Here is a 22,296-nt window from a genome sequence, read left to right as displayed (position 1 = left end):
ACCCACGAGCGCCGGGTTGTCCTCAAACGTCGAGTATACCACCCTGGTAGAGTAAGCCGGAAAGCAATGGAAAGGGCCCTCTATCCTACCTTTTTTTCACCCGGGGCCCAAATATTACAAGACCATCCGTGTACTACCACCTCATCCTGACCGACAACTGCAACCTCTGCTGCACCTACTGCCGGGGAAAGGCATTCACCGTCGAACCGCCGGAACAGCCCGATATCGTCATCGACGAAGACCTCCCGGTCGACCTCGATATCGACCTTGCCGACCTCTACCGGTTCCTCGCAAAGGATCCCGACGCCGTGCTGACCTTCTACGGCGGGGAGCCCCTGCTCGCTGTCGACCGCGTCCGCGAGATCGCCCGCGACGCCCCGGTCTCGGCGCTGATCCTCCACACGAACGGCACCCTCCTCGACCGCCTCGAACCCGGAACAGCGAACCGGTTTGACACGATCCTGGTCTCGATCGATGGGCCCGAGGAACTCACCGACGCTCACCGCGGGGAGGGGACGTTTCGCCGGATCACAAAAAACCTCAACGGCCTCGTGGCAGGCGGGTTTACGGGCGAACTGATCGCCCGGATGACCGTGACCGAAGACACCGATATCGTGGAGGCCGTCCGCTACCTCACGGCAAACGACCGGTTCTCCTTTCCGGCCGTCCACTGGCAGATGGACGCGAACTTCTGGAACGACTACTCCTTGCGCGACTACACCGCGTGGGTGAAGGAGTGTTACAACCCCGGCATCCGGTCGCTCGCCGAGTACTGGGTCGAGACGATGCGCGACGAGGGACGGGTGCTCCGGTGGTATCCCTTCATCGACCCGGTGGAGGATATGCTGTTATCGCGGCCGAGCATGCTCCGGTGCGGGTGCGGCCACGCGAACTACAGCGTCATGACCGACGGGCACATCGCCCCCTGCCCGATCATGGTCGGGATGAAGGACTACTACGCCGGGCATATCGCCACCGCCGATCCCCGCCGCCTCCCGGTGACGACCGTGGGGAGCCCCTGCACGGAATGCGGGCTCCTTGACTTCTGCGGCGGGAGGTGCCTCTACTCGAACATCACCCGCCCCTGGCCGGAGGAAGGGCGGCGGATCGTCTGCGGGACGGTGAAGAACCTCCACTCGGCGCTCTCGGCGGCGCTCCCCGAGATCCGGGCCCTCATCCGCGACGGGAGAATCCGGATGGAGGATTTCGCTCACCGGAAGTACAACAGCTGCGAGATCATACCCTGAAAAACCCTATCTTTCCCGGATTGGCTCACGCGAAGCCGCGAAGAGCGCGAAGTGCAGGTCAGAAACAGGAAATCTTCGCGGCTTCGTGACTTCGCGTGAGGTAACGCACAGAGACACCTGAGTATTCCACGCGAAGCCCGATTGATGGATGCAGGTTTATCCACTTCGCGCCAAACCCTGAAAAAAAGGATACTATGACAGGTGCCGGTCTCCTCCGGCCCCTACTCGTCCCCGGCGTTCTCCAGGACGTCCCGGGCGCCGTCCACCATCGCCCGGGCGGCTTTCGTCTTCGCCTTCACGATGGCGTGGTTGCCCTCTTCGAGGGCCGCTTCCGCCTCCAGGTAGAGGGTCTCGGCCCGGTCGGTCCGCGCCCGGGACTTCCTGACGTCCTGCCCCTCGGCGGCCGCAAGCTCGACCTCTTCCTGGACGGCGAGGAGATCGCCGTAGAGTTCCTCCAGGAGCTCGCGCAACTCCTCCGTCCGGGCGAGGTCTTCCTCCCGCTTCTGCCGGCCGCGCTCGCGGAGAGCCTCGCGCGCCTCCTCCTGTCCCTCGATGATCGACTGGAGTTCGTCCTCGACGTCCCTGACCGCCTGCGCGAGCACTTCCGCAAACGCCGTCCTCTCCTCGCGGGAAGACTCGTAGCCGTCATAGGCGCCGTACGCCCCGCCGGCCGCCGCGCCCCCGATGGCTCCGCCGACGATGTCGCCGACGTCCCGGTCGCCTCGGAGTATGCCGCCGAGGAGACCCCCGATGCCCGCCCCGGTGATGGCTCCCGCGATACCCTTCTTGACCTCTTTACGCTCCCGGTTGACGGTGTAACTCACCCGGACGTTCTCGCGGTCGACCGTGATCTCCATGCGTCCCTCTTCGCCGATATGCCGGACATCCATCCGTGAAGACGCATCCCCGATCTCCTGGTGCGTGATCTCCGTGCCCCTGAGCGCGAGCTGCGACATCAGCCGTTCCACGAAATCGCGGTAAAGAGACGAAACTCCCTGCCCGTAGTAAATAAACGCCATAGGATCATCCGTTACGGTTCTCGATGGTAGAAGATACTGCTGTATCCGATAAAAAACCTTCCCGGACGTCCCCGGAAGAAATGTCGGCAGAGGATCGGCCCTTCGCAGGAGAAGCCAACATTCATCCGTCCGGACGAAAGATCAGCTTATAGACACCCATGACAGCCATCGGACAGATCCTCTGCAGAATAGGGCTCCACAGGTGGGGCAGGAAGCGGGGATACGACCAGTACTCCTCAAACGTCATCGAGTGGGAGCAGCGGTGCGAACGGTGCGGGAAGCGAAAACGGTGGGTCGAGGCGAAGCGGGACCGGCAACGGTGACGGCTCAGGCGCCGGCATCGAGGACCCGCCAGCCGCCTTGCGGGACCAGTATCTCGAACCGCGCACCCCGTCCGGGGTCTCCGGTCTCCCGAATGCCGATCCCGGTGGTCGAGAGGATTTCCCGCACCATAAAGAGGCCGAGGCCGGTGTTCCTGCCGAAACCACGTATGAATATCCTCTCTTTCTCGTGTGCCGGTATCCCGGGACCGTTGTCCTCTACGACGATGACAAGGCTCTCCCCCCGGCGCCGGCACCCGACCCTGACCTCCGGAGCCGGCCCGGCATACCTGACCGAATTCTCGAAGAGGTTATAGAATACCTTCTCCAGCATCGGGTCGGCGTAGATCTCAAATCTTCCGGATTCGGTAAGGAGAGTGAGATCCCGGGCGTCGAGGTCCGCCGCCGCATGTGCCACGCATTCCCGAAGTCCCCGGTAATCCGGGGCCCGGACCCCGAGGTCCTGATAGTCCTGGGTGAACGCAATCTGGCGGCTGATGAACCCAAGGGCCTGCTGCTGCCTGTCCATGTAACCAAGGAGAACCGGATCGGTTATCCGCTCTCTCATGAACTCCAGGTTGCCCTGAAGGACGGTCAGCTGGTTGAGGATGTCGTGCCGGGTGATGCCGGAGAGCAGGTGCATCTTCCGGTTCGCGGCTATCAACGCGGCTTCCGTCTGCTTTCGCGCGGTGACGTCCCGGACGATGGCCTGAAGCTGGCGCGGGCCTTTCACGTCCAGCCGGCTCACACTCATCTCCGTATCGTAACGCTTCCCGCTCGGTGCGGTGATCCGCCACTCGAAGAACTGCGGCTGCCCGGAGTACGCCGCCTGCATCTTCTCGACAGCGCTCGCAAGCGCCGGAACACCGTCCGGCTGAACGGGGCTTGAGAGATCCCAGGGGGTCTTCCTGATGAGAAACTCCCGGGTGCACCGAAAGGTCTCGAGGGCCTTTGAGTTGCAGTCGGCGAACCGATCCTCCTCGAAGATGAATATAGGATCGTTCGCCCCCTCGAAGAGAGCGCGGTAGCGCTTTTCGGAGTCACGTAGCGCCAGAATGGCGCGTCGGCGCTCCACCGCCCGCACGACCCGGTGCTCAAGCTCGGCAAACTGCGAGTGGGGGTCGCCTCCTTTCTGGATATAGCCGTCCGCACCGTGATTGAGCGCCTCCACGACGACCTCCTCACGGCCGCGCCCGGTGAAGAGGATGAACGAGATATCCTCGAAGTGCTGCCGCACCTCCTTCAGGAGTTCGATGCCGTCCATCTCCGGCATCTGGTAGTCGGCGACGACGGCATCGCAGCGCTGTTCTCCGAGCAGGTTCAGGGCTTCCCGGGCGGAGGAGACAGTCTCTATGGCGAGGGCACCCGAGCGCTCGAGAAATAACTTACCGATTTCGAGAAGGACTGGTTCATCATCGACGTAGAGTACGGAATACCGAACCATCTGCAAGGCTTCCAGTTCCCAATAATACCCGAGCGACTACATAATAACTTATCGGAATAACACAACGGCGTTAAAATGCATTTTTCAGAAGTTAGATGCGAATATTGCATTTTTGTCGATAAACGATGCTTTAGGAACCTATCTGCACACCCTGCATTATACGAAGCCATTCCCTGCGCAGGCGGCAGCCGCTCCGGTGTCGCTGCCGTTCCAACCTGCTCCCGGGAAGCCCGGAAAAGAACGGCTGCTCCCTGTAGCATCCGGATGAGCCGGAGGTATCGCTTGAGGCAAAAAAGGAGTTATTTCTTGAGTTCCTTCCCTGCCGAGAAGGCCTTCGCGAGCACCTTCCCGAACCCGTAGTACTCCTGCCGCATCGAGTCGTAGGCGAACGGCCGGATCTTCTCGATATCGGGCCTGCCGTCCTCCCCGAGGACGCTCTCTTCCACCTTCACGTCCAGGATCTCCCCGATGAACTGGGTGTGCACGCCGATCTCGACCGTCTGGAGGAGACGGCACTCGAGGACGACCGGGAACTCACCGACATAGGGAGCGTTCACGAGATCGCTCTTCACCGGCGTGAGCCCCGTCGCGGCGAACTTCTCCTCGTCCCGGCCGGAGACGATGCCGAAGTAGTCGGCCTCCCTGACGTAGTCCGTCGAGGGGATGCTGATCGTGAACTCGCGCTGCTCGACCAGGTTCGCGTAGGTCTGCCGGGTCTTCTGTACCGAGACCGCCACCGACGGGGGACGGGACGAGCAGATGCCGCCCCACGCCGCAGCCATGGCATCCGGACGGCCGGAAGCATCGTAGGTTCCGATGATCAGGTCGGGATGGGGGTAGAGAAGGGTTCGCGGACCGATGGAACGTTTTGTCATGGCCCAATGGTTCGTCGCCATATCCGGATAATCTTTTCGAACCCGACGCCCGGCACGAAGGGAGGACGGCGGGGGCCTGCAGGCCCCGGTCACGCGGCGCCGGCGGCACCCTTCTTCTGCTCATGCACCGAGCGGTAGAGGAAGTAGCCGACGATGGCGAACGTCGCCACCGGCGAGAGCCAGGCCGGGATAGGGAGCCCGAAACTGTCCGCGAGCATGATCGTTCCGAGCACCAGGATGGAGTACATCGCCCCGGTGACCGCGGGATCGCTTGAGAACGTCGCAAGGGGCGCCCCTACGGGCCCGAGCGACGGGGTCGTCGCCCATACGATCGGCCACGGCAGGAGCCCGCGGACGACGAAGACTGCAACAATCAGGCCCCAGAGGAGGAATCACCTGTGGGCTTTCTCCCCCATCGTCGCGAGAACGTCGGCATTGATGATGGCGTTGTCGATGCTTGAGACGATCCCGAAGACCGAGAGACCCGCCACGATGAGAGCGATCAATAACCAGTCCATTTCTGTGCGATACGATCTGTCCTCGATTGTATATAAGGAAAGGAGACCCCGCCGGCGGATACGGGTTACGTTCATATACCATACCGGCATGAGTCAGTCGTCGTCAACGGAGGAAACGTATATGGGAATTGTGAAGTGCTGCCGTGAGCAGGTCGTCGCTGTCTCGCCGGACACACCGGCGGTGGAAGTGGCGAGGATCATGGGGGAGAAGAACGTCGGAAGCGTCGTCGTCGTAACCGGCGACAACCGGCCTACCGGCATAGTCACCGACCGCGATCTCGCGATCAGGGTCACGGCGCAGGAGAGGAATCCGGGCGAGGTCCGGGTGAGCGATATCCTGACCCGGGGCGTGATCACCTTCCGGGACAGCATGGGGATCTACGAGGCCATCCAGAAGATGACCGCCGAGGGCATCAGACGGATGCCGATCGTCGACGACGGCGGGAAACTGATCGGGATCATCACGATGGACGATATCGTCCGGATGCTCGGGGAGGAGATGGCCGCTATTGCAAAGAACATCGAGAAACAAAGCCCCCCCATGCCGGAAGCAGCCGCCCCCATACCCATGTAGAGGGCCGGCACCCTCTTTTTGGCGCGGGGCGCCGGTTCGGCCCCTACCCCATGGCGAAGACCACAGCCTCCCCGGACTGGTTTATCGATCCATTCATCGCCCGGACCATCTCCTCCCAGGTCGCCCCGGGCGCGAGTGCAAGATCGATATCGAGCGCGTAGACACGGAAGAGGTAGGCTTCGGCCGCTTCGGCCTCCGGGCAGGGTCCCCGGTAACCGAGGGTTTCGAAATCGTTTGTGCCCTGTACGGCGTGGAGCGGCGACTCCACCGTCCCCCCTTCCGGGAACCCTTCGGGGATCAGTGGAACGGCGGGGAGGTTCCAGAGAACCCACGCCACCTTTGACGGCCCTTCCTCGGGGCTCGTCGTCGCAAGGATCGCGAGCGACTTGATGTTCGGGAGAATCCCTTCGATCCGGATAGAGGGCGAGCGGTTCGCTCCCCGGCAGGTGTACTCCGGTGGGAACTCTTCAAAATCCAGGCTTACTACCAGTTTTTGCGCCATATCAGACTCCTTCGATACTCACTTTCCAGAACATGGTATAAAAATGGTGCGTGCGGTCACCGGGAGTACATGGCGGCGGTCTCGCCGAACCCGAGGACGTGGCCCCGCATCGCGTCGATGAGGTCGTGCTTGCCTGCGCCGGGCGCGAGATCGAGCATGGCGTCGAGCCCGTAGACCTTGAAGAGACAGCGGTGCGTCTCGCCCGGGGGAGGACAGGGACCGCGCCACCCGACGCTCCCGTAGTCGTTCGTCCCCTGGACGGCATTCACCGGAGCCGTGACGACGCCCTGCGGCGGGATGCCCTCCGGGATCAGGGGCGACGGCGAGAGGTTCCAGGCGATCCAGGTCGTGAAGGAGCATCCGGGTTCGAAGGGGTTCAGCGCAAAGACCGCCATCGATCGCATCTCATCCGATAGACCGCGGATTCTCAGTTCCGGAGAGAGATCGGGGCCGTCACAGGTGTTCCAGATGGGAAGTTCCGCCGAACGGAGGGAGACAGACAGGCTGATGACGTTTGAGCCCATGCAGGGCTTTTTCACGAAGAACGGCAAAAAGGTTGCGGGGCCGGAGACTCCTTCAGGTCCGGGTCCCGGCTCCGGGCGTGGATGCGAAAACCTTCCTGCGCTCGTAGGTCGCCATCGTCTCCCCGTAGCCGGTGGCGGCGGCCGCGAGCGCGTCCTCAAGTGCGGCACGGCCCGAGCCGGGGGGAATATCGAGCTCCCGCTCCACGCTCCAGACCCGTAGGAAAAAGCGGTGCGATGCCCCTTTCGGGGGGCAGGGGCCGGCGTAGCCGATCCTCCGAAAATCGTTCGTCCCCTGGACGGCCGCAACAGGGCGGGAGACCCGGGGCTCCGGCGGGATGCCTTCGGGGATCTCGGTCGACGGGATGTTCCAGACGAGCCAGTGAGTGAACGTGCCCCGCGGCGCATCCGGGTCGTCCACGATGACCGCAAGGTAGGGTGCGTCTGACCCGCGAACCCGTATCGCCGGGGAGATGTTCTCCCCGTCACAGGTATGCTCCGGGGGAAACCGGTCGAAATCGACCTCGATGCTCAGGTTCCGCATGCGTGTTCCTCCTCCGGCACTTCCATGGGGGTTGCCGTATATACCCGTTGCGACCGGATGGGGGGCAGGCCGGGCCTAGCACCGGGACGGCGCCACTTCGGCCGCTCTTCCGTATGCCGCCACCGCCTCGCCGTACTCCCGGATGGCGTCCCCGATGGCACGCCCGAACGCAACCCGGTCGGCTCCCGGCGCGAGGTCGAGCGGCCGACTAAACCCGTAGACCCGGAAGAGGAACCGGTGTGACTCACCCCGCAACGGACAGGGTCCCCGGTAGCCTACTGTGCCGAAGTCATTCGTCCCCTGCACCGCCCCGGCCGGTTCCGAAAGCGCCCCTTCGGCCGGCAGGTCTCCCGGGATCTTCTCCGTGACGGGAACGTTCCAGAGGATCCAGTGGGTGAAGATGCCCCCCGGGGCATCGAGATCCTCCATGATGAACGCGAGGTACGGTGCCCTCGCGCCGAAGACGGTGATTGACGGCGATCGATCGGCGCCGTCACAGGTGTGCTCCTGCGGGAAGACGCCGAAGCCCAGTATCACAGTTAACGGCTCCATCTTACGCTCCTATGAGGGTCAGAAGAGCTCCATGTCCCGGGCCTGGATCAGCAGTTCCTGCACCTCCAGGTCGGTGATATCGTGCCACTCCTCGTATGCCTGCGCCACCGCAAAGGTGTGGCTGGTTCGAATGTTCAAGCAGACGACGAGATCCGCCTTCCGGGCTATGAAGTTGACGGCGTGAAGCGATCCGGTGGGGATCGCCGCGATGATCTCGCGGGGAGACCCCGCCCGGGCGGCCTCGATTGCGGCGAGCATCGTGTACCCGGTTGCGAGACCGTCGTCGATCAGGATCGCCGTCCGGTTCTCGATCCCCGGCTCTTCCCGGCCGCCGGCAAACTTCGCGATCCGCTCTTTCACGTTCTTTTTAGCCTTCGCGACGGCGGCGTTCACTTCGGCATCCGAGAGGGCGAGAGCGTTCACGAGCGGGTGATTCAGGAAGACCTGTCCGTTCCAGGTCACGGCGCCGAACCCGGCCTCCGGGTTCCAGGGCACCTGCACCTTCCGCACCACCGCCATCCGGAGCGGGGCCTTCAAGGCCCGCGCCACCTCAAGCCCCGGAGGAATCCCTCCGGCAGGGATTGCGCAGATCACCGGTTCGGCGGCCATCGGGAGCGACGAGAGGGTCGCCGCGAGTCGTCTCCCGCCGTCGGTCCGGTTCTCAAAAACGCTCAGCCTGTCGCGCATCGATCTCTCCTCAATGACCCGGCCCGCATCCAGCATGCGTCCGCCCTTACCGCGCCGGGATATTAACATGTTGCGGTGGGCGGGCCGCCCGCTCCGGGGAACGATACCAATAACTCCCAAAAGATCGATGATCAACCCAGAGATGATCAGGAGAGAGACTGACCGGAGGGGACACCGCTGACAGAGACCGATGCGGTGACGCTGTATACCGACGGCGCTTCACGGGGTAATCCCGGAGACGCCGCCTGGGCATACGTGATCGTGCGTGACGGATCTGTCGTGGCCGGCCGTTCCGGTTACATCGGAACCGCGACCAACAACGTGGCCGAGTATCATGCCGTCATCAACGGTCTTGACGCCGCACGGGAGTTCACGAGCGGCAGGCTCGATGTCAGGTCAGACTCGGAACTGGTCGTGCGCCAGCTCACCGGCCGGTACCGCATCACCAAAGAGCACCTCGCCGGTCTCGCAGAGGAGGTGCGGCGGCGGATGCGCCATTTCACGGAGGTCAGGTTCGAGAGCGTCCCACGGGAGCACCCCTGCATCCAGGTCGCGGACCGCCTCTGCAACGAGACGCTCGATGCAGAGCGACGGGGGAGGCGATAGCGGCATGGCTGCGATCGAGTGCACTCCCATCGGCGTCGTCCGGTCACCCTACCGGGTCCGCGGCGACGCTCCCCGGCAGGGGCGCCTCGCGGATACCGTCGCGGAGATCCGCGTCCTCGAAACCTACGCCGCGGGGCTCGAGGGGATCGAGCGGAGCAGCCACCTCATCGTCCTCTACTGGCTCGACCGGGCGGAGCGCGGGCTGCTCTTCGCGAAACCGCCGGGCGAGACCCGGGAGAGGGGAGTCTTTTCCACCCGCTCACCCGCCCGCCCAAACCCGATCGGCTTCGGGATCGTCGACCTCGTCCGCCGGGAGGGCGACGTCCTGGTGGTCAGGGGGCTCGACGCCCTGGACGGGACCCCGGTGCTGGACATCAAACCCTACTCCCCCGAGATCGACTGCATCCCCGAAGCGACGGGCGGGTGGCACATCAAAAAGTAGATCGGGTTATGGGACAGGGACCGCCTCCTCCCCGATGCCGAGTTCGCGGAGTTTCTCCGGCGTCGGGCGGCCTTCCCGGTCCCATCCCCGGGCGCGGTAGTAGTCGTCGAGGAGCGGCTCCCGTTCCCAGACCCGGCCTTTCGGGGCACCTTCGGTGAGCGGCTCCCGGAGGAGGCGCGGTGGCAGCGTATCGTCCTCCCGGGTGCATCCGGCCTTCAGGTTGAAGACCTTCTGCATGTTCCAGATCCGCTCGCCGATCCTGAGCACCTCGCCGGCATCGATCTCGTAGCCGGTGACCGCCGAGACCATCGCCCCGTAGTCCGCCGCCCCGAGCGGGAACGAGGTGAAGAGACAGCTTCCCGACGAGTCGATGAAGGCCGTGAGGTCCTGGAACGTCTTCGTCCAGACCGCCTTTCCGTCGTTCGAGTAGGGGTCGAGTTTCTCCGGCGACCCGAGCACCTCGGGAGCGATCATGTAGCCGTAGACGTGGTCGCCGCCCCGAACCGATGTTGCGTAGGCAAGCCCGTGCCCCTGCAGCCCCCGGGGGTCGTAGGCAGGGAGTTCCTGACGCTTGACGCTCATCGAGAGTTCGGGGTGCCCGTGCCTCCTCGCGAAGCGGAAGGAGCCTTCGGCGAGTTCGTCGCCGATCCCGTCGCGGTGGCCGATCCGGCGGACGAGGTCGACCATCTGCTCCGCATCGCCGAACCGGACCTCATCGTCGATGTAACCCTTCTCCGAGAGTTCCATGGCGCAGGCGATCGTCGACCCGGTGGAGATGGTGTCGAGGCCGAGGTCGTTACAGAGGGTGTTCGCCTCCGAGACGGCGGCAAGGTCGTCGATCCCGCAGTCCGGCCCGAAGGCCCAGATCGTCTCGTACTCCGGGCCCGCCATCCGCTCCCCCTCGATCTCGACGTCGCGGCCGCACTGGATGATGCAGGTCTGGCACCCCATCTTCCCGGAGAGGATGGTCCCGGCCATCCGCTCCCCCGAGACGTTCTCCGCTGCGGGGAAGTGAGCGGTCTGGAAGTTCCGGGTCGGGAGGATGTAGTTCTCGTTGACGATGTTGACGAGGACCGCCGTCCCGAACCGGGGCAGCCCTCCGCCCGAGATAGCGTTCTCCCGGATCTTCTCCGCGACCTCGCCCTTCAGGGCAAGGAAACGGTCGCGGTCGGCGACGGTGATCCGGCCGCTTCCCCGGGCGGCAACCGCTTTCAGGTTCTTCGACCCCATCACGGCACCGACGCCCCCGCGGCCGGCGGCCCGGGATGTCTCGTTGATGATACCAGCGAATCGGACGAGGCGCTCGCCGGCGGGGCCGATGCAGGCGACGCTTGCGCCGGGGTCGCCGAGGTCTTCCTGGAGAGCCGCCGTCGTCTCGCCCGTCGTCATCCCCCACAGGGGCGAGGCAGCCCGGACCTCCGCGTGCCCGCCGTCGAGGAGGAGGGAGACCGGCCGTTCCGCCCGCCCCAGGATCACGACCGCATCGTACCCGGCACGCTTCATGCTGGTGCCGAACTTCCCGCCGGAGTTCGCGCTGGTCAACGTCCCGGTCAGCGGCGACTTCGTGACGACGTCGTACCGGGAACCCAGGGGAAGGCCGCTCCCGGCAGCCGGCCCGGTGGCGAAGACCAGCACGTTCTCCGCACCGAGAGGATCGATGCCCGGGTTCACCAGGTCCTCGAGGATGCGAACCCCGAGGCCTCTCCCTCCGATGTATGCCCGCCTCCACTCTTCGGGAAACGGCTCCTCCATCGTCCGCTCTCTCGTGAGATCGACGTAGAGGATCTTCTCTGCGTAGCCGTTCATGGTTATCACCATGCCCCCAGGGCCCGGCCAGGGCAATAAGGCTGCCGGAAGGCGCTATCGACTCATTAACTTTCGCGTTGAGGAAACCAGATACGATCCGGGCACGCGCCCGGGAGCGATACCAATAAGACCGGAGGCCCCTATCACCCGGGGTGGAGGAAGAGGTGGCGACGGTTCTGGGCGCGAACGGAGGGGGTGCCATAACGGTGAAGGTCAGGGCATTTGCCATGCTCCGCGACATCATCCCGGCCGAGCGCAATGCGGAGATCCCCGGGGGATCGACCATCGGCGACCTGCTCGCGTACCTCTCCGCCCGGTGCCCCGGGCTCGGCGACGCCCTCTTCACCCCCACCGGGGAGATCCGGGCTTACGTCAATATCTTGAAGAACGGCAGGAATATCCACTTCAGCGGAGGTCTCGAAACGCCCCTCGAAGACGGCGATACCGTCGCCTTTTTCCCTCCCGCAGGCGGAGGGTAACCCGCACACGAAACAGCATCCCGGCGGCTGATCGGGACAATTTGCCATAAACTATACCTTTTTGTGTCGTTTACCGTTAATATATAGTAGCTCCAGATCCTTCTCTAGAAGGATACTATACCGCAGAGGATACTTCCTATGGCTCAGACAAACGAATCCAATACGGAATCCTGCACCGGGAACTGCTCGAACTGCCCGTCTGCAACCAAGTGCGACGACCCGAGAAACGCCGACGCTCCGAAGGGCCTCCCACCGAAGGCCGATGTCAGCGTCAAGCATGTCGTCCTCGTCCTCTCCGGGAAGGGCGGCGTCGGGAAGAGCACGGTCTCAACAAACCTCGCCTACGCCCTCGCCAACCGGGGGTACAACACAGGGCTCATCGACCTCGATATTCACGGCCCGGACATCCCGAAGATGCTCGGGATCGAGGACGCCCGCCTCCAGTCCTACGACGGGAAGATCATCGAACCGGTCCGGGTCACCGGCAATCTCGCGGTCATCTCGATGGCGTTCCTCCTCCCGGAGCGCAACACCCCCGTGATCTGGCGCGGTCCGATGAAGATGACGGTCATCCGGCAGTTCCTCGAGGACGTCAACTGGGGCGATCTCGACTACCTGATCGTCGACCTCCCGCCCGGCACCGGCGACGAGGCGCTCACCGTCGCCCAGCTCGCTCCGAACATCGCCGGCGCGGTCATCGTCACCACCCCGCAGGACGTCGCGGTTCTCGACTCGAGCAAGGCGGCCGAGTTCATCAAGAAACTCGAACTCCGGGTGCTCGGGATCGTCGAGAACATGAGCGGGTTCGTCTGCCCCCACTGCAAGGAGGAGATCGATATCTTCGGCAAGGGCGGCGGCAAGAAAGAGGCGGAGCAACTCGGGGTGCCTTTCCTCGGCTCCATCCCGCTCGACCCGGAGATGCGCGAGGCGGCGGACGAAGGAAGGCCGTTCATCATCCGGCGTGCCGGGGCCGAGGAGAGCCCGACTTGGAAGAGTTTCGACGCCATCATGCAGGCCCTGGTGGATCAGATCGAGGAGTAAAGTATGGATTACTCGAAGATTCTTGCAGGCCGGGAGGAGCACCTCCCGATCTTCGCGCGGGTCGTCGAGGCACTCGAAGAGTTCGAGGAGTTCCCTTTCCTGCTCGAGCCCATCTACCGCGAGGCCTCGGAACTCGGGGACGACGATCTCGACCGCCTGCGGTTCGGCCTCGTCCGCCTGCAGGTCTACGCCGACATCCACCGCTACGAGGATATGGAGGCGGCCCAGCGGATGAAGTACGTGGCCGCGACGATCGAGCGGGTGCTCTTCGGCAGGCTTCTCCTCGAAGGCGAAGAGGGCGGCAAACAGCAGTGCTGCTAGCCCGGCCCACCCGAAAAAAACCATAGATACCCCCTGTTTTTCTTCACACTATAGATGCGGGAGCAATCCGCCAAAAAAAGAGTTCAGTACGTCGCCAGGTACCGGTCGAGTTCCCAGGGGTGGACCGTCGTCCGGTACGCCTCCCACTCGGCCTCGGCAACGCTCGTGAGCGCCTCGACGACATGGGGGCCGAGCGCTCTGCATATGAGATCGTCGGCAAGCAGCGCCCGGTTCGCCTCGTACAGGTCGCCGGGCAATGTCTCGATCCCGGCGCACTCCCGCTCGGCGGGCGTCATATGGTAGATATTCTTATCGACGCCTGCCGGCGGCTCGATCTTCTCCCGGATACCCTCCATTCCGGCCGCGAGCATCGCCGTGAAGGCGAGGTAGGGGTTGCAGGTCGGGTCGGGGCTGCGGAACTCGACCCGGGTACTGTTGCCGCGGGGCGACGGAACCCGCACCAGGGCCGAACGGTTCCCGGCGCTCCAGCTGACGTAGCAGGGCGCTTCATAGCCCGGGACGAGCCGTTTGTAGGAGTTGATCGTCGGGTTCGCGACCCGGGTGATGGCCTTTGCGTGGCGAAGCAGCCCGCCGATGAAGTGCATGCAGGTCCTGGAGAGTTGCCGCGGGGCGTCCGGATCGTAGAAAGCGTTCTTATCGTTCTTTGCGAGCGAACAGTTGGTGTGCATCCCGCTCCCGCAGATGCCGTAGATGGGCTTCGCCATGAAGGATGCGTGCAGGCCGCGCATCAGCGCAATCGTCTTCGCGGCGAACTTGAACGTGATGACGTTGTCGGCCGTGTGGAGCGCGTCGCTGTACTTGAAGTCGATCTCGTGCTGGCTCTCGGCCACCTCGTGATGGGATGCCTCGATCTCGAACCCCATCTCGGTGAGCGCGAGGATGATCTCGCGCCGGACGTCTTCCGCAAGATCGGTCGGCGCGAGGTCGAAGTAGCCGCCGACGTCCTGGAACTGCGTGGTCGGCCGCCCCTCGTGCATCCTGAAGAGGAAGAACTCCAGTTCCGGGCCGGTGTTGAAGACGTAGCCGTCCTTCGCCGCATCCTCCATCGCCCGCCGGAGCACGTAGCGCGGGTCGCCTTCGAACGGCGTGCCGCTGGCCTTGTAGACATCGCATACGAAACGCGCCTCCGCGTACTCCCCCGACCGCCAGGGCAGGAGGCTGTAGGTCGAGAGGTCGGGCTTGAGCACCATATCCGACTCTTCGATCCGGACGAAACCCTGGATCGACGACCCATCGAACCCGATGCCGCTGGTCAGTGCCTTCTCGGCCTGCTCCACCGGGATCGCGACGTTCTTGGGCATTCCGAGGAGGTCCGTAAATTGAAGGCGGAGGAATCGGACGTTATCCTGTTCGATGTGGTCGAGCATCGCAGAAGTGGGGTCGCGGGACATGTGGAAGTCAACTTCTATCCGATGAAATAAATACCTATTGACACAAATATTCCCAGGCAGAGTTCCAGAAACGGCAACTGAGCATACTCACCGAGGTTACCATGTGCGGCATTTTTGGTGTAATGGATAAGAGGCGCCAGATGATGGACGGCTCCGGCATCCGGGAAGCCCTTTCCATGATGAACGAGCGCGGCAGCGGCGAGGGGGCGGGGTACGTCGCTTACGGCATCTACCCCGATTACCGGGACTGCTACGCCCTCCACGTCTTCTTCGACAAAGCCTGCGAGAGCAAAGCGGTTATCGACGCAACACTGGAGCAGTGGGGAACGATCGAGCACGACGAGGCGATCCCGACATGCGACCAGCCCAACCTCCGGGTAAACTGTACCCCCTGGCGTTACTTCTTCAAGCCCGACGCTTCCCTTGCTCCGGGAAGCGCGTCGCCGGAGAAAGACATCGTCACGAATCTCGTGATGCAGATCAACGCGAGCGCGAACGGTGCCGAGGTTGTCTCTTCCGGCAAGAACGTCGGCGTCTTCAAGGCCGGAGGGTCGAGAGGACCCGGGGGATCCGGCGGATGGCCGGAGGACGTGGCGGACTACTACCGTATCCAGGACTACGAGGGCTACATCTGGCTCGCGCACAACCGTTACGCGACGAACCGCCCTGAGTTGTGGGAACGGCCCGACCCGTTCAACCTGCACGACTGGAGCGTCGTCGAGAACGGAAAGACCACCACCTATGGCGCGAACCGGCGTTACGTCGAGAGTTTCGGCTACAACTGCTCGACCGGCACCGACAGCGAGGTGATCGCCTACCTGATCGACCTGTTAGTGCGCAAGCACGGCCTTGACATCAGCCTCGCCATCCGCGCGCTCGCCCCGCCCTACTGGGAGGAGATCGACCGGATGCCCGAAGCCGAGCAGAACCTGAACCGGGCTCTCCGGTTCGCCTACGGCTCCGCGACGATGAACGGGCCGTTCACCGTCGTGGCCGCGAACCCCGACATGATGGTCGGGTTCACCGACCGGGGCAAACTCCGGCCGATGGTCGTCGGCGAGTGCGGCGACCGCCTCTACATCGCAAGCGAGGAGGCGGCGATCCGGGCGATGGAATCCGGCGTCGAGTCGATCGCGAGACCGGCTGCAGGCGAGCCGGTGATCGGGAGGGTTGCCCCATGAGCAGCAACCTTGGGAGCATGCCGCTCCGGTACCGGGTCACGATCGACCGCGAACAGTGCATGGAATGCGAGCGATGCATCGAGAACTGTTCTTACGGCGTCTTCCGGCGGGACGGCGACCGGATCCTGATCAACTCCCGGAAGTGCACCGCCTGCCACCGGTGCCTCGCCTACTGTCCCCGGGACGCCATCATGCTCGAAGAGCAGCCCTGCGACTACCGGAGCCACCCGGTCTGGACCAGGGCGGTCAGGGAGTCGATCTACAACCAGGCCAGGACGGGTAAGATCATCCTCGCCGGGATGGGCAGCGTCGCGAACCTCCCGATCATCTTCGATCACCTGATGCTGGACGCCTGCCAGGTCACCACGCCCCCGACCGACCCGCTCCGCGAGCCCGTCGAACTCCGGACCTACCTCGGGAAGAAACCGTCGAAACTCGAGTTCAGGCAGAAACCGAACGGCGACGTCGAACTCTCCACGGAACTCACGCCGAACCTCATGCTCGAGACACCGATCATGCTCGGGCACATGAGTTACGGTGCAATCAGCCTCAACGCCCACGTGGCGATGGCGCGGGCGGCAAGGGAGACGGGCACCTACATGGGCACCGGCGAGGGCGGACTGCATCCCGGCCTCTACCCCTACCAGGACCGGATGATCGTCCAGGTCGCGTCCGGGCGGTTCGGCGTGAACGTCGACTACCTGGAGCGCGGCGCCGCGATCGAACTCAAACTCGGCCAGGGAGCAAAACCGGGCATCGGCGGGCACCTCACCGGCGAGAAGGTGAGTGCGGACGTCTCCAGGACAAGGATGATCCCGCAGGGTAGCGATGCGATCAGCCCTGCGCCGCACCATGACATCTACGGCATCGAGGACCTCCCCCAGCTCGTCAACTCCGTCAAGGAGGCGACGGAACGGAAGAAACCGGTCTTCGCGAAGATCGCGGCCGTTAACAACAACGCCGAGAACGTGGCGGCCGTCGCCCGTTCCGGGGTGGACGCCATCGCCATCGACGGGTTCCGCGGCGGTACCGGCGCGGCACCGCGGGTCTTCCGCGACCACGTCGGCATCCCGATCGAGGTCGCCATCTCAACCGCCGACCAGGAACTCCGCAACCAGGGTCTCCGGAACGAGGTCTCTCTCATCGCCTGCGGCAGCATCCGTGAGAGCACCGATGTCGTGAAGGCGATCGCCCTCGGGGCGGACGCGGTCTACATCGGCACCGCGGCGCTCGCGGCGATGGGCTGCCGGGTCTGCGGGAACTGTTATCAGGGCCTCTGCCCCTGGGGGATCGCCACCCAGCGCCAGGATCTCGTGGATCGCTTGAACCCCGACGTGGCATCGAAACAGATCGCGAACCTGATCCACGCCTGGACACTCGAGATCACCGAACTGATGGGCGCGGCCGGTATCAACAGCATCGAGAGCCTGCGCGGCAACCGCGACCGGCTCCGGGGCTACATGCTTGACGAGGGGCTCCTCGATATCCTCGACGTCAAGTCGGTGGGAGCGTGAGCACAATGGCAAAACAGGTCACGATCGATGCGAAGGGAGTGCATTACACCCCCTTAAACCAGCAGATCAGGAAGGCTATCGAGGACGGGGCCGACGAGATCGTCGTCGACAACGTCCTCGGGCAGCGGTTCATCGGCGATGGTCTCCGCGGGAACGCCACCATCCGGGTCAACGGCGTCGCAGGCGGGGATCTCGCCATGTTCATGAGCGGCCCGACCGTCATCGTCAGCGGCAACGCGGAGCACGCGCCCGGCAACACGATGGACTCCGGAAAGGTGGTGATCCACGGAAGCGCCGGCGACGCGGTGGCGCACAGCATGCGGGGCGGCAAGGTCTTCGTCCGCGGAGATATCGGTTACCGGGGCGGGATCCACATGAAGCAGTACGAGACGCAGCGGCCGATACTGGTCGTCGGCGGGTCGGCACAGACGTTCCTCGGCGAGTACATGGCGGGCGGCCTCCTGCTCGTCCTCGGTCTCGACGGGGTTATGAAAGCCCGGGAGATCGGGAGCGGGATCCACGGCGGCGAGATCGTCATCCGCGGAGACGTGGACGAAGCCTGCCTCGCTGCAGGCGCAAAGAAACTGCCGCTCACCGATGAGGACCGGGCACGGATCGCCCCGGTCATCCGGGAGTTTGCGGCCGATTTCGGGCTCGATCCGGAGCCGCTCGTGAACGCGGACTACACCCGGATCGTCCCTGCGAGCGCACGGCCCTTTGCCGGGAAGTATACGTGGGAGTGATGGGCATGGAGACAAAGACATTCAAAGACCTGAAGTCGGAGGTCTGGGATACGGAACTCTGCTCCGGGTGCGGGGCGTGCGTGGCGGTCTGTCCGGCGGATGCCCTCCGGTTCGCGCCGGGGAACACCGATGCGCCGGTGAACATCGGCTACTGCAAGGCCGATAACGACGGCGTGCCCTGCGGGGCGTGCTACGCGGCCTGCCCGCGGATCGATATCGCAACGCAGGGGAAGATGCTCGGGTCCTACCAGGATATCGTTGCGGCCCGGTCGGTCTTCCCGGTTGAGCGTAAGCAGAGCGGCGGTGCGGTGACGGCGATCCTCGTCAACGCCCTCGACGAGGGGCTGATCGATGCGGTCGTCACCGTGACGAGAGACCCCTGGACGATGAAGCCGTCGTCTGCGGTGATCACCTCGTCGGACGCACTCATCAAGCATGCCGGGAGCCGCTACTCCTGGTGGGTGCCGCTCCTTGCGTCCCTCAAGGAAGCCGTGGTCACCCGGAAGTACCGCCGCATCGCCGTCGTGGGCGTGCCCTGCGTGGCGCGGGCGACCCAGGCGATCCGGGCGAGCGACCATGAACTCCTCCGGCCCTACGCGAAGGCGATCCGGCTCGTGATCGGCCTCTTCTGCACGGAGACCTTCGACTACGCGAAACTGGTCGAGGGGAAACTGCAGTCGGAGAAGAAGATCGAGCCATGGGAGATCCACCGCCTGGACATCAAGGGCAAACTGGACGTCTACCTGCAGGACGAGCGGCAGATCTCCATCCCGCTCGCCGAGCTGGAGGAGTCCGTCCGCCCCGGGTGCCACGTCTGCACCGACTTTACGGCGGTGAACGCGGACGTCTCCGCGGGTGCCGTCGGGTCGCCGGACGGCTACACGACGCTCGTGATCAGGAACGACATCGGGAGAGGGTTCGTCGACCGTGCGGTCTGGCAGGGGAAACTCGCGACCGGCGGCGCCGTCGACCTCTCCCTCATCAAGCGCCTGGCGGCGAAGAAGGCAGAGCGCCGGCAGGAATAATACTTTTTTTACTGCCACTCCGATATGACGCCGGGTAGCGAGCGGTTAACCTTCCGAAGAGACCAGCAGGCCCGGGCTGGCGCTTACTGATTCTGGGGGTGAGGACGGATCAGGGCCAGTAGGTTCCCTGTCGGCCTGTTGCGAACCATTGCCTGCCGAATCCCGGCGGAGCAAGTATTTTTCTCACTTTTTCCAGCCCCCGGCAACGCCGCAACACTCAAGTCAGGGTCAGGGGTGTACCGGAGCGAGGAGTTTATGATGTATGATAATACATACCAATATGATTTGTGTGAATTATCTGACGGGGTGAGAGGATGCCCGGGATAACCACAAAGACGCAACATGGGATATTTCAACGAGGTAACCTGCATGTTCCACAACCATCACTGCCGCCACGACCATAATGATAAAAAACACATCTTCGGAACGGTCAAAGTCGGTGAACGCGGTCAGATCGTTATCCCGAAAGAGGCCCGGGATATCTTCGACATCAGACCCGGTGATACGCTGATGGTCCTCGGCGACGAGGACCACGGGATCGCCATCGTCAAAGCAGACAGATTCCGCAGGATCGCCGAAAAAATGCTCCAGATCTTCGAGAAAGCTCCGGAAGAGCCGCCCGAAGAATGACGACCAGGTGCTCGAATGCACACGGATACACCACGCTACGGAGCCGGAGCCGTCCCGGCCATACGCGTCAATAACCTGACGAAATCCTTCGACGATTTCGTCGCCGTCGACGGGATCTCGTTCACCATCGAGAGCGGCGAGATCTTCGGGCTGCTCGGCCCGAACGGAGCGGGAAAAACGACGACGATCTCTATGCTCTCGACGATGCTCACACCCACCTCGGGCACGGCGACAGTCAACGGCCATGATATCGTGACCGATGAAGACGGTGTCAGGAAGTCTATCGGGATCGTCTTCCAGGATCAGAGCCTGGACGAAGAACTGACCGCGTACGAGAACATGGACTTCCACGGCCGCCTCTACCGGATCCCCGGGGAGGTGCGCCGGAAGCGTATCGACGAACTCCTGACCCTCGTCGGGCTCGAAGACAGGAAAGATGACCTCGTCAAGACCTATTCCGGCGGCATGCGGCGCCGGCTCGAGATCGCCCGGGGACTGCTCCATGAACCGAAAGTGCTCTTCCTGGACGAGCCCACCCTCGGCCTCGACCCGCAAACACGAAACCACCTCTGGGAGTACATAGAGCAGCTGAACAACGAGAAGGGCATCACCATCATCCTCACCACCCACTACATGGAGGAGGCCGACCGGCTCTGCGACCGGGTGGCGATCATCGATCACGGGACGATCGTAGCGCTCGATACCGCGGAGAACCTGAAATCCTCAATCGGCGGCGATGTCGTCACCATAGCCTCGCCCAACCCCGATGCAGTCATCAATCTCCTGGCCGCCCCGTGGGTTTCGGGAATCGAGGAGCACGACGGCTCGGTGACGGTCCGCCTGCAGGACGCCGACCGGCACATCCCCGGGATCGTGACCGCCATCCACCAGAACGGCATCGATATCACCTCCCTCTCGGTCCGCAAACCAACGCTCGAGGACGTCTTCCTGCACTATACAGGAAGGACGATCAGGGAGGAGACAGGCAGCAGAAAGGCGATGCAGATGTTCCGCTGGGCAGGGAGGCGGTAGGCATGGATATCATTTACACCATCTGGCTGCGGAACATCAAGCGCTACCTGCGGTCGAAGAGCAGGATCGTCGGCAGCCTCGGGATGCCCCTTTTCTTCATGCTGGTGCTCGGATTTGGGCTGAGCTCGGTCGTTCAGATCCCGGGCATGGGAGGAGAAGGGTACATGGGCTTCATCATCCCGGGCATCGTGGCCATGAGCGTTCTCTTCACATCGGTCTTCTCAGGGATCCAGGTCATCTGGGACAAACAGTTCGGATTCCTGAAAGAGACGCTCGTCGCCCCGGTCTCGCGCCTTGAGATCATGCTCGGCCAGACGCTCGGGGGGGCGACGACGGCGGTCATCCAGGGGTTGATCCTCATGGTGCTTGCGCTCTTCATCGGGCTCAAGCCCACCAGCATAACCGGGTTCTTCATCGCCCTCGGGTTCATGGTGCTGATCGGCGTGACCTTCACGGCGTTCGGCATCGCCATCGCATCGAGGATGGAGGATATGCACGGCTTCCAGCTCATCATGAACTTCGTGATCTTCCCGATCTTCGGGCTCTCGGGAGCGCTCTTCCCCATCAACAGCCTGCCCGCATGGCTTCGGCCGCTGACACTCGCCGACCCCCTGACCTACGGCGTCGAGGGGATACGCTACGGCCTCACCGGGACAGCACAGATCCATCCGCTCGCAAGCCTCGCCGTCCTGGGCGGGTGCACCGTACTCATGACCGTTATCGGGGCGTACCTCTTCCGTAAGATCCGTATCTGATGGCAGGACAGGTACCAAGGGATTACCCGGTCCCCCGGACGGCCTGCTCGGCCGCATACCCGATCCCGACCGCGATGATCGGGATACTGAGGTAACGAAGGCCGATCTGCGCCATGTAGGTGCCGGCGTCCATCCCCGAGAGAGGCAGGAGGATGACGGCGTCAAGCGCCCAGTTGATCAGGAGCCACACGCCGCCGAGCAGGGCACCTTCCCGGACGAACCGGGCGTGTACGCCCCTGATGTAGATCAGGATGAGGAAGGTCCCGAGCGCGGTGGAGAAGACGAGCAGGACCGACTTGATCAGGAAGATGTCGTAGAGCGGTTCGCCTCCCTGCGAATAGAAGGGGATTGCAAGGAGAAATGGGAGGAGCCAGGTGAGAAGGCCGAAGCCGAGGAGTTTCACCCCGGATGTCACGTTCATGGAGGTGGATGATACGCCGATGCTGATATACCGACCGGAAATGCACCGGAAGGGAGAGACGATGGTTCCCTCCAGCCGCTACGGG

The 22,296-nt window shown here is 63.6% G+C and carries 28 protein-coding genes; 15 read left to right on the top strand and 13 right to left on the bottom strand.

Features of this window, described 5'->3' with window-relative positions; translation table 11 throughout:
* Positions 1 to 128: 128 nt before the first annotated feature.
* The gene (locus MchiMG62_RS02380; protein WP_221057718.1) at positions 129 to 1,247 is read left to right on the top strand and encodes a TIGR04084 family radical SAM/SPASM domain-containing protein; all 1,119 of its coding nucleotides are present in this window, start codon (positions 129 to 131) and stop codon (positions 1,245 to 1,247) included.
* Between the two features lie 221 nt (positions 1,248 to 1,468).
* Here the strand turns inward: MchiMG62_RS02380 and MchiMG62_RS02375 are convergent, their stop codons facing one another.
* The gene (locus MchiMG62_RS02375) at positions 1,469 to 2,266 is read right to left on the bottom strand and encodes a hypothetical protein (RefSeq protein ID WP_221057717.1); all 798 of its coding nucleotides are present in this window, start codon (positions 2,264 to 2,266) and stop codon (positions 1,469 to 1,471) included.
* 158 nt (positions 2,267 to 2,424) lie between these two features.
* On the opposite strand from MchiMG62_RS02375, the gene MchiMG62_RS02370 reads away from it, so the two are divergent.
* Positions 2,425 to 2,589 (top strand): hypothetical protein, encoded by a 165-nt coding sequence (locus MchiMG62_RS02370; RefSeq protein WP_221057716.1) that lies wholly within the window; start codon positions 2,425 to 2,427, stop codon positions 2,587 to 2,589.
* A 4-nt stretch (positions 2,590 to 2,593) separates the two neighbouring features.
* Here the strand turns inward: MchiMG62_RS02370 and MchiMG62_RS02365 are convergent, their stop codons facing one another.
* The 4 genes from MchiMG62_RS02365 to MchiMG62_RS13280 form a co-directional block, all read right to left on the bottom strand.
* Positions 2,594 to 4,030, bottom strand: a complete 1,437-nt coding sequence (locus MchiMG62_RS02365) for an ATP-binding response regulator (RefSeq protein ID WP_221057715.1) — start codon at positions 4,028 to 4,030, stop codon at positions 2,594 to 2,596.
* 299 nt (positions 4,031 to 4,329) lie between these two features.
* On the bottom strand, positions 4,330 to 4,905 hold the full coding sequence (locus tag MchiMG62_RS02360; RefSeq protein WP_221057714.1) for a flavin reductase family protein: 576 nt from the start codon (positions 4,903 to 4,905) through the stop codon (positions 4,330 to 4,332).
* A gap of 89 nt (positions 4,906 to 4,994) precedes the next feature.
* Positions 4,995 to 5,153: a hypothetical protein gene (locus MchiMG62_RS13160; protein ID WP_244987768.1), complete on the bottom strand. Its 159-nt coding sequence runs from the start codon at positions 5,151 to 5,153 to the stop codon at positions 4,995 to 4,997.
* Positions 5,154 to 5,297: 144 nt separating this feature from the next.
* The gene (locus MchiMG62_RS13280; protein ID WP_280636170.1) at positions 5,298 to 5,423 is read right to left on the bottom strand and encodes a hypothetical protein; all 126 of its coding nucleotides are present in this window, start codon (positions 5,421 to 5,423) and stop codon (positions 5,298 to 5,300) included.
* A gap of 121 nt (positions 5,424 to 5,544) precedes the next feature.
* Between MchiMG62_RS13280 and MchiMG62_RS02350 the strand changes: the two genes are divergently transcribed.
* Positions 5,545 to 5,997 carry a CBS domain-containing protein gene (locus MchiMG62_RS02350; RefSeq protein WP_221057713.1) on the top strand — a complete coding sequence of 151 codons (453 nt, stop codon included), beginning with the start codon at positions 5,545 to 5,547 and terminating at the stop codon, positions 5,995 to 5,997.
* A 43-nt stretch (positions 5,998 to 6,040) separates the two neighbouring features.
* On the opposite strand, the gene MchiMG62_RS02345 is transcribed toward MchiMG62_RS02350, so the two are convergent.
* The 5 genes from MchiMG62_RS02345 to MchiMG62_RS02325 form a co-directional block, all read right to left on the bottom strand.
* Positions 6,041 to 6,499 (bottom strand): YbhB/YbcL family Raf kinase inhibitor-like protein, encoded by a 459-nt coding sequence (locus tag MchiMG62_RS02345; RefSeq protein WP_221057712.1) that lies wholly within the window; start codon positions 6,497 to 6,499, stop codon positions 6,041 to 6,043.
* 56 nt (positions 6,500 to 6,555) lie between these two features.
* Complete coding sequence (locus MchiMG62_RS02340; RefSeq protein ID WP_221057711.1) at positions 6,556 to 7,023, bottom strand: YbhB/YbcL family Raf kinase inhibitor-like protein; 468 nt, start codon at positions 7,021 to 7,023, stop codon at positions 6,556 to 6,558.
* 52 nt (positions 7,024 to 7,075) lie between these two features.
* Positions 7,076 to 7,564: a YbhB/YbcL family Raf kinase inhibitor-like protein gene (locus tag MchiMG62_RS02335; RefSeq protein WP_221057710.1), complete on the bottom strand. Its 489-nt coding sequence runs from the start codon at positions 7,562 to 7,564 to the stop codon at positions 7,076 to 7,078.
* Between the two features lie 75 nt (positions 7,565 to 7,639).
* Entirely contained in the window at positions 7,640 to 8,116 is a 477-nt protein-coding gene (locus MchiMG62_RS02330) for a YbhB/YbcL family Raf kinase inhibitor-like protein (RefSeq protein WP_221057709.1), read from the bottom strand.
* Positions 8,117 to 8,134: 18 nt separating this feature from the next.
* On the bottom strand, positions 8,135 to 8,839 hold the full coding sequence (locus MchiMG62_RS02325) for a phosphoribosyltransferase (protein ID WP_244987767.1): 705 nt from the start codon (positions 8,837 to 8,839) through the stop codon (positions 8,135 to 8,137).
* Between the two features lie 159 nt (positions 8,840 to 8,998).
* On the opposite strand from MchiMG62_RS02325, the gene MchiMG62_RS02320 reads away from it, so the two are divergent.
* The gene (locus tag MchiMG62_RS02320; RefSeq protein ID WP_244987766.1) at positions 8,999 to 9,409 is read left to right on the top strand and encodes a ribonuclease HI family protein; all 411 of its coding nucleotides are present in this window, start codon (positions 8,999 to 9,001) and stop codon (positions 9,407 to 9,409) included.
* A 4-nt stretch (positions 9,410 to 9,413) separates the two neighbouring features.
* Positions 9,414 to 9,851, top strand: a complete 438-nt coding sequence (gene tsaA / locus MchiMG62_RS02315) for a tRNA (N6-threonylcarbamoyladenosine(37)-N6)-methyltransferase TrmO (RefSeq protein ID WP_221057708.1) — start codon at positions 9,414 to 9,416, stop codon at positions 9,849 to 9,851.
* A 6-nt stretch (positions 9,852 to 9,857) separates the two neighbouring features.
* Here tsaA and MchiMG62_RS02310 read toward each other — a convergent pair whose 3' ends face one another.
* Positions 9,858 to 11,657, bottom strand: a complete 1,800-nt coding sequence (locus MchiMG62_RS02310) for an aldehyde ferredoxin oxidoreductase family protein (RefSeq protein WP_221057707.1) — start codon at positions 11,655 to 11,657, stop codon at positions 9,858 to 9,860.
* A 164-nt stretch (positions 11,658 to 11,821) separates the two neighbouring features.
* Between MchiMG62_RS02310 and MchiMG62_RS02305 the strand changes: the two genes are divergently transcribed.
* From MchiMG62_RS02305 to MchiMG62_RS02295, 3 genes are all read left to right on the top strand, one after another.
* On the top strand, positions 11,822 to 12,136 hold the full coding sequence (locus MchiMG62_RS02305; RefSeq protein WP_244987765.1) for a ubiquitin-like small modifier protein 1: 315 nt from the start codon (positions 11,822 to 11,824) through the stop codon (positions 12,134 to 12,136).
* Between the two features lie 138 nt (positions 12,137 to 12,274).
* Positions 12,275 to 13,177: an Mrp/NBP35 family ATP-binding protein gene (locus tag MchiMG62_RS02300; protein ID WP_221057706.1), complete on the top strand. Its 903-nt coding sequence runs from the start codon at positions 12,275 to 12,277 to the stop codon at positions 13,175 to 13,177.
* A 3-nt stretch (positions 13,178 to 13,180) separates the two neighbouring features.
* The gene (locus MchiMG62_RS02295) at positions 13,181 to 13,498 is read left to right on the top strand and encodes a hypothetical protein (protein ID WP_221057705.1); all 318 of its coding nucleotides are present in this window, start codon (positions 13,181 to 13,183) and stop codon (positions 13,496 to 13,498) included.
* An 83-nt stretch (positions 13,499 to 13,581) separates the two neighbouring features.
* Here the strand turns inward: MchiMG62_RS02295 and glnA are convergent, their stop codons facing one another.
* Positions 13,582 to 14,910 carry a type I glutamate--ammonia ligase gene (gene glnA / locus MchiMG62_RS02290; RefSeq protein WP_221057704.1) on the bottom strand — a complete coding sequence of 443 codons (1,329 nt, stop codon included), beginning with the start codon at positions 14,908 to 14,910 and terminating at the stop codon, positions 13,582 to 13,584.
* A gap of 101 nt (positions 14,911 to 15,011) precedes the next feature.
* On the opposite strand from glnA, the gene MchiMG62_RS02285 reads away from it, so the two are divergent.
* The 7 genes from MchiMG62_RS02285 (at position 15,012) to MchiMG62_RS02255 (ending at position 21,790) form a co-directional block, all read left to right on the top strand.
* Positions 15,012 to 16,091, top strand: coding sequence for a class II glutamine amidotransferase domain-containing protein (locus tag MchiMG62_RS02285; RefSeq protein WP_221057703.1), 1,080 nt, complete (start codon positions 15,012 to 15,014; stop codon positions 16,089 to 16,091).
* Positions 16,088 to 17,605: a glutamate synthase-related protein gene (locus tag MchiMG62_RS02280; RefSeq protein WP_221057702.1), complete on the top strand. Its 1,518-nt coding sequence runs from the start codon at positions 16,088 to 16,090 to the stop codon at positions 17,603 to 17,605. Before MchiMG62_RS02285 ends, MchiMG62_RS02280 begins: the two co-directional genes overlap by 4 nt.
* Before the next feature lie 5 nt (positions 17,606 to 17,610).
* Complete coding sequence (locus tag MchiMG62_RS02275) at positions 17,611 to 18,348, top strand: GltB/FmdC/FwdC-like GXGXG domain-containing protein (RefSeq protein WP_221057701.1); 738 nt, start codon at positions 17,611 to 17,613, stop codon at positions 18,346 to 18,348.
* A 5-nt stretch (positions 18,349 to 18,353) separates the two neighbouring features.
* Positions 18,354 to 19,373 carry a Coenzyme F420 hydrogenase/dehydrogenase, beta subunit C-terminal domain gene (locus tag MchiMG62_RS02270; protein ID WP_221057700.1) on the top strand — a complete coding sequence of 340 codons (1,020 nt, stop codon included), beginning with the start codon at positions 18,354 to 18,356 and terminating at the stop codon, positions 19,371 to 19,373.
* Positions 19,374 to 19,742: 369 nt separating this feature from the next.
* Positions 19,743 to 20,003: an AbrB/MazE/SpoVT family DNA-binding domain-containing protein gene (locus MchiMG62_RS02265; protein ID WP_054847260.1), complete on the top strand. Its 261-nt coding sequence runs from the start codon at positions 19,743 to 19,745 to the stop codon at positions 20,001 to 20,003.
* Between the two features lie 15 nt (positions 20,004 to 20,018).
* Positions 20,019 to 21,035, top strand: coding sequence for an efflux ABC transporter ATPase subunit, DrrA-related (locus MchiMG62_RS02260; protein WP_221057699.1), 1,017 nt, complete (start codon positions 20,019 to 20,021; stop codon positions 21,033 to 21,035).
* A 2-nt stretch (positions 21,036 to 21,037) separates the two neighbouring features.
* The gene (locus MchiMG62_RS02255) at positions 21,038 to 21,790 is read left to right on the top strand and encodes an ABC transporter permease subunit (RefSeq protein ID WP_221057698.1); all 753 of its coding nucleotides are present in this window, start codon (positions 21,038 to 21,040) and stop codon (positions 21,788 to 21,790) included.
* 22 nt (positions 21,791 to 21,812) lie between these two features.
* Here MchiMG62_RS02255 and MchiMG62_RS02250 read toward each other — a convergent pair whose 3' ends face one another.
* On the bottom strand, positions 21,813 to 22,211 hold the full coding sequence (locus tag MchiMG62_RS02250; protein WP_221057697.1) for a hypothetical protein: 399 nt from the start codon (positions 22,209 to 22,211) through the stop codon (positions 21,813 to 21,815).
* Positions 22,212 to 22,296 lie beyond the last annotated feature (85 nt).

The organism is Methanoculleus chikugoensis (assembly GCF_019669965.1).
Taxonomy (GTDB): domain Archaea; phylum Halobacteriota; class Methanomicrobia; order Methanomicrobiales; family Methanoculleaceae; genus Methanoculleus; species Methanoculleus chikugoensis.
Note: the sequence above shows the minus strand (reverse complement) of the source record. Positions and strands in the feature narration are given on the sequence as shown.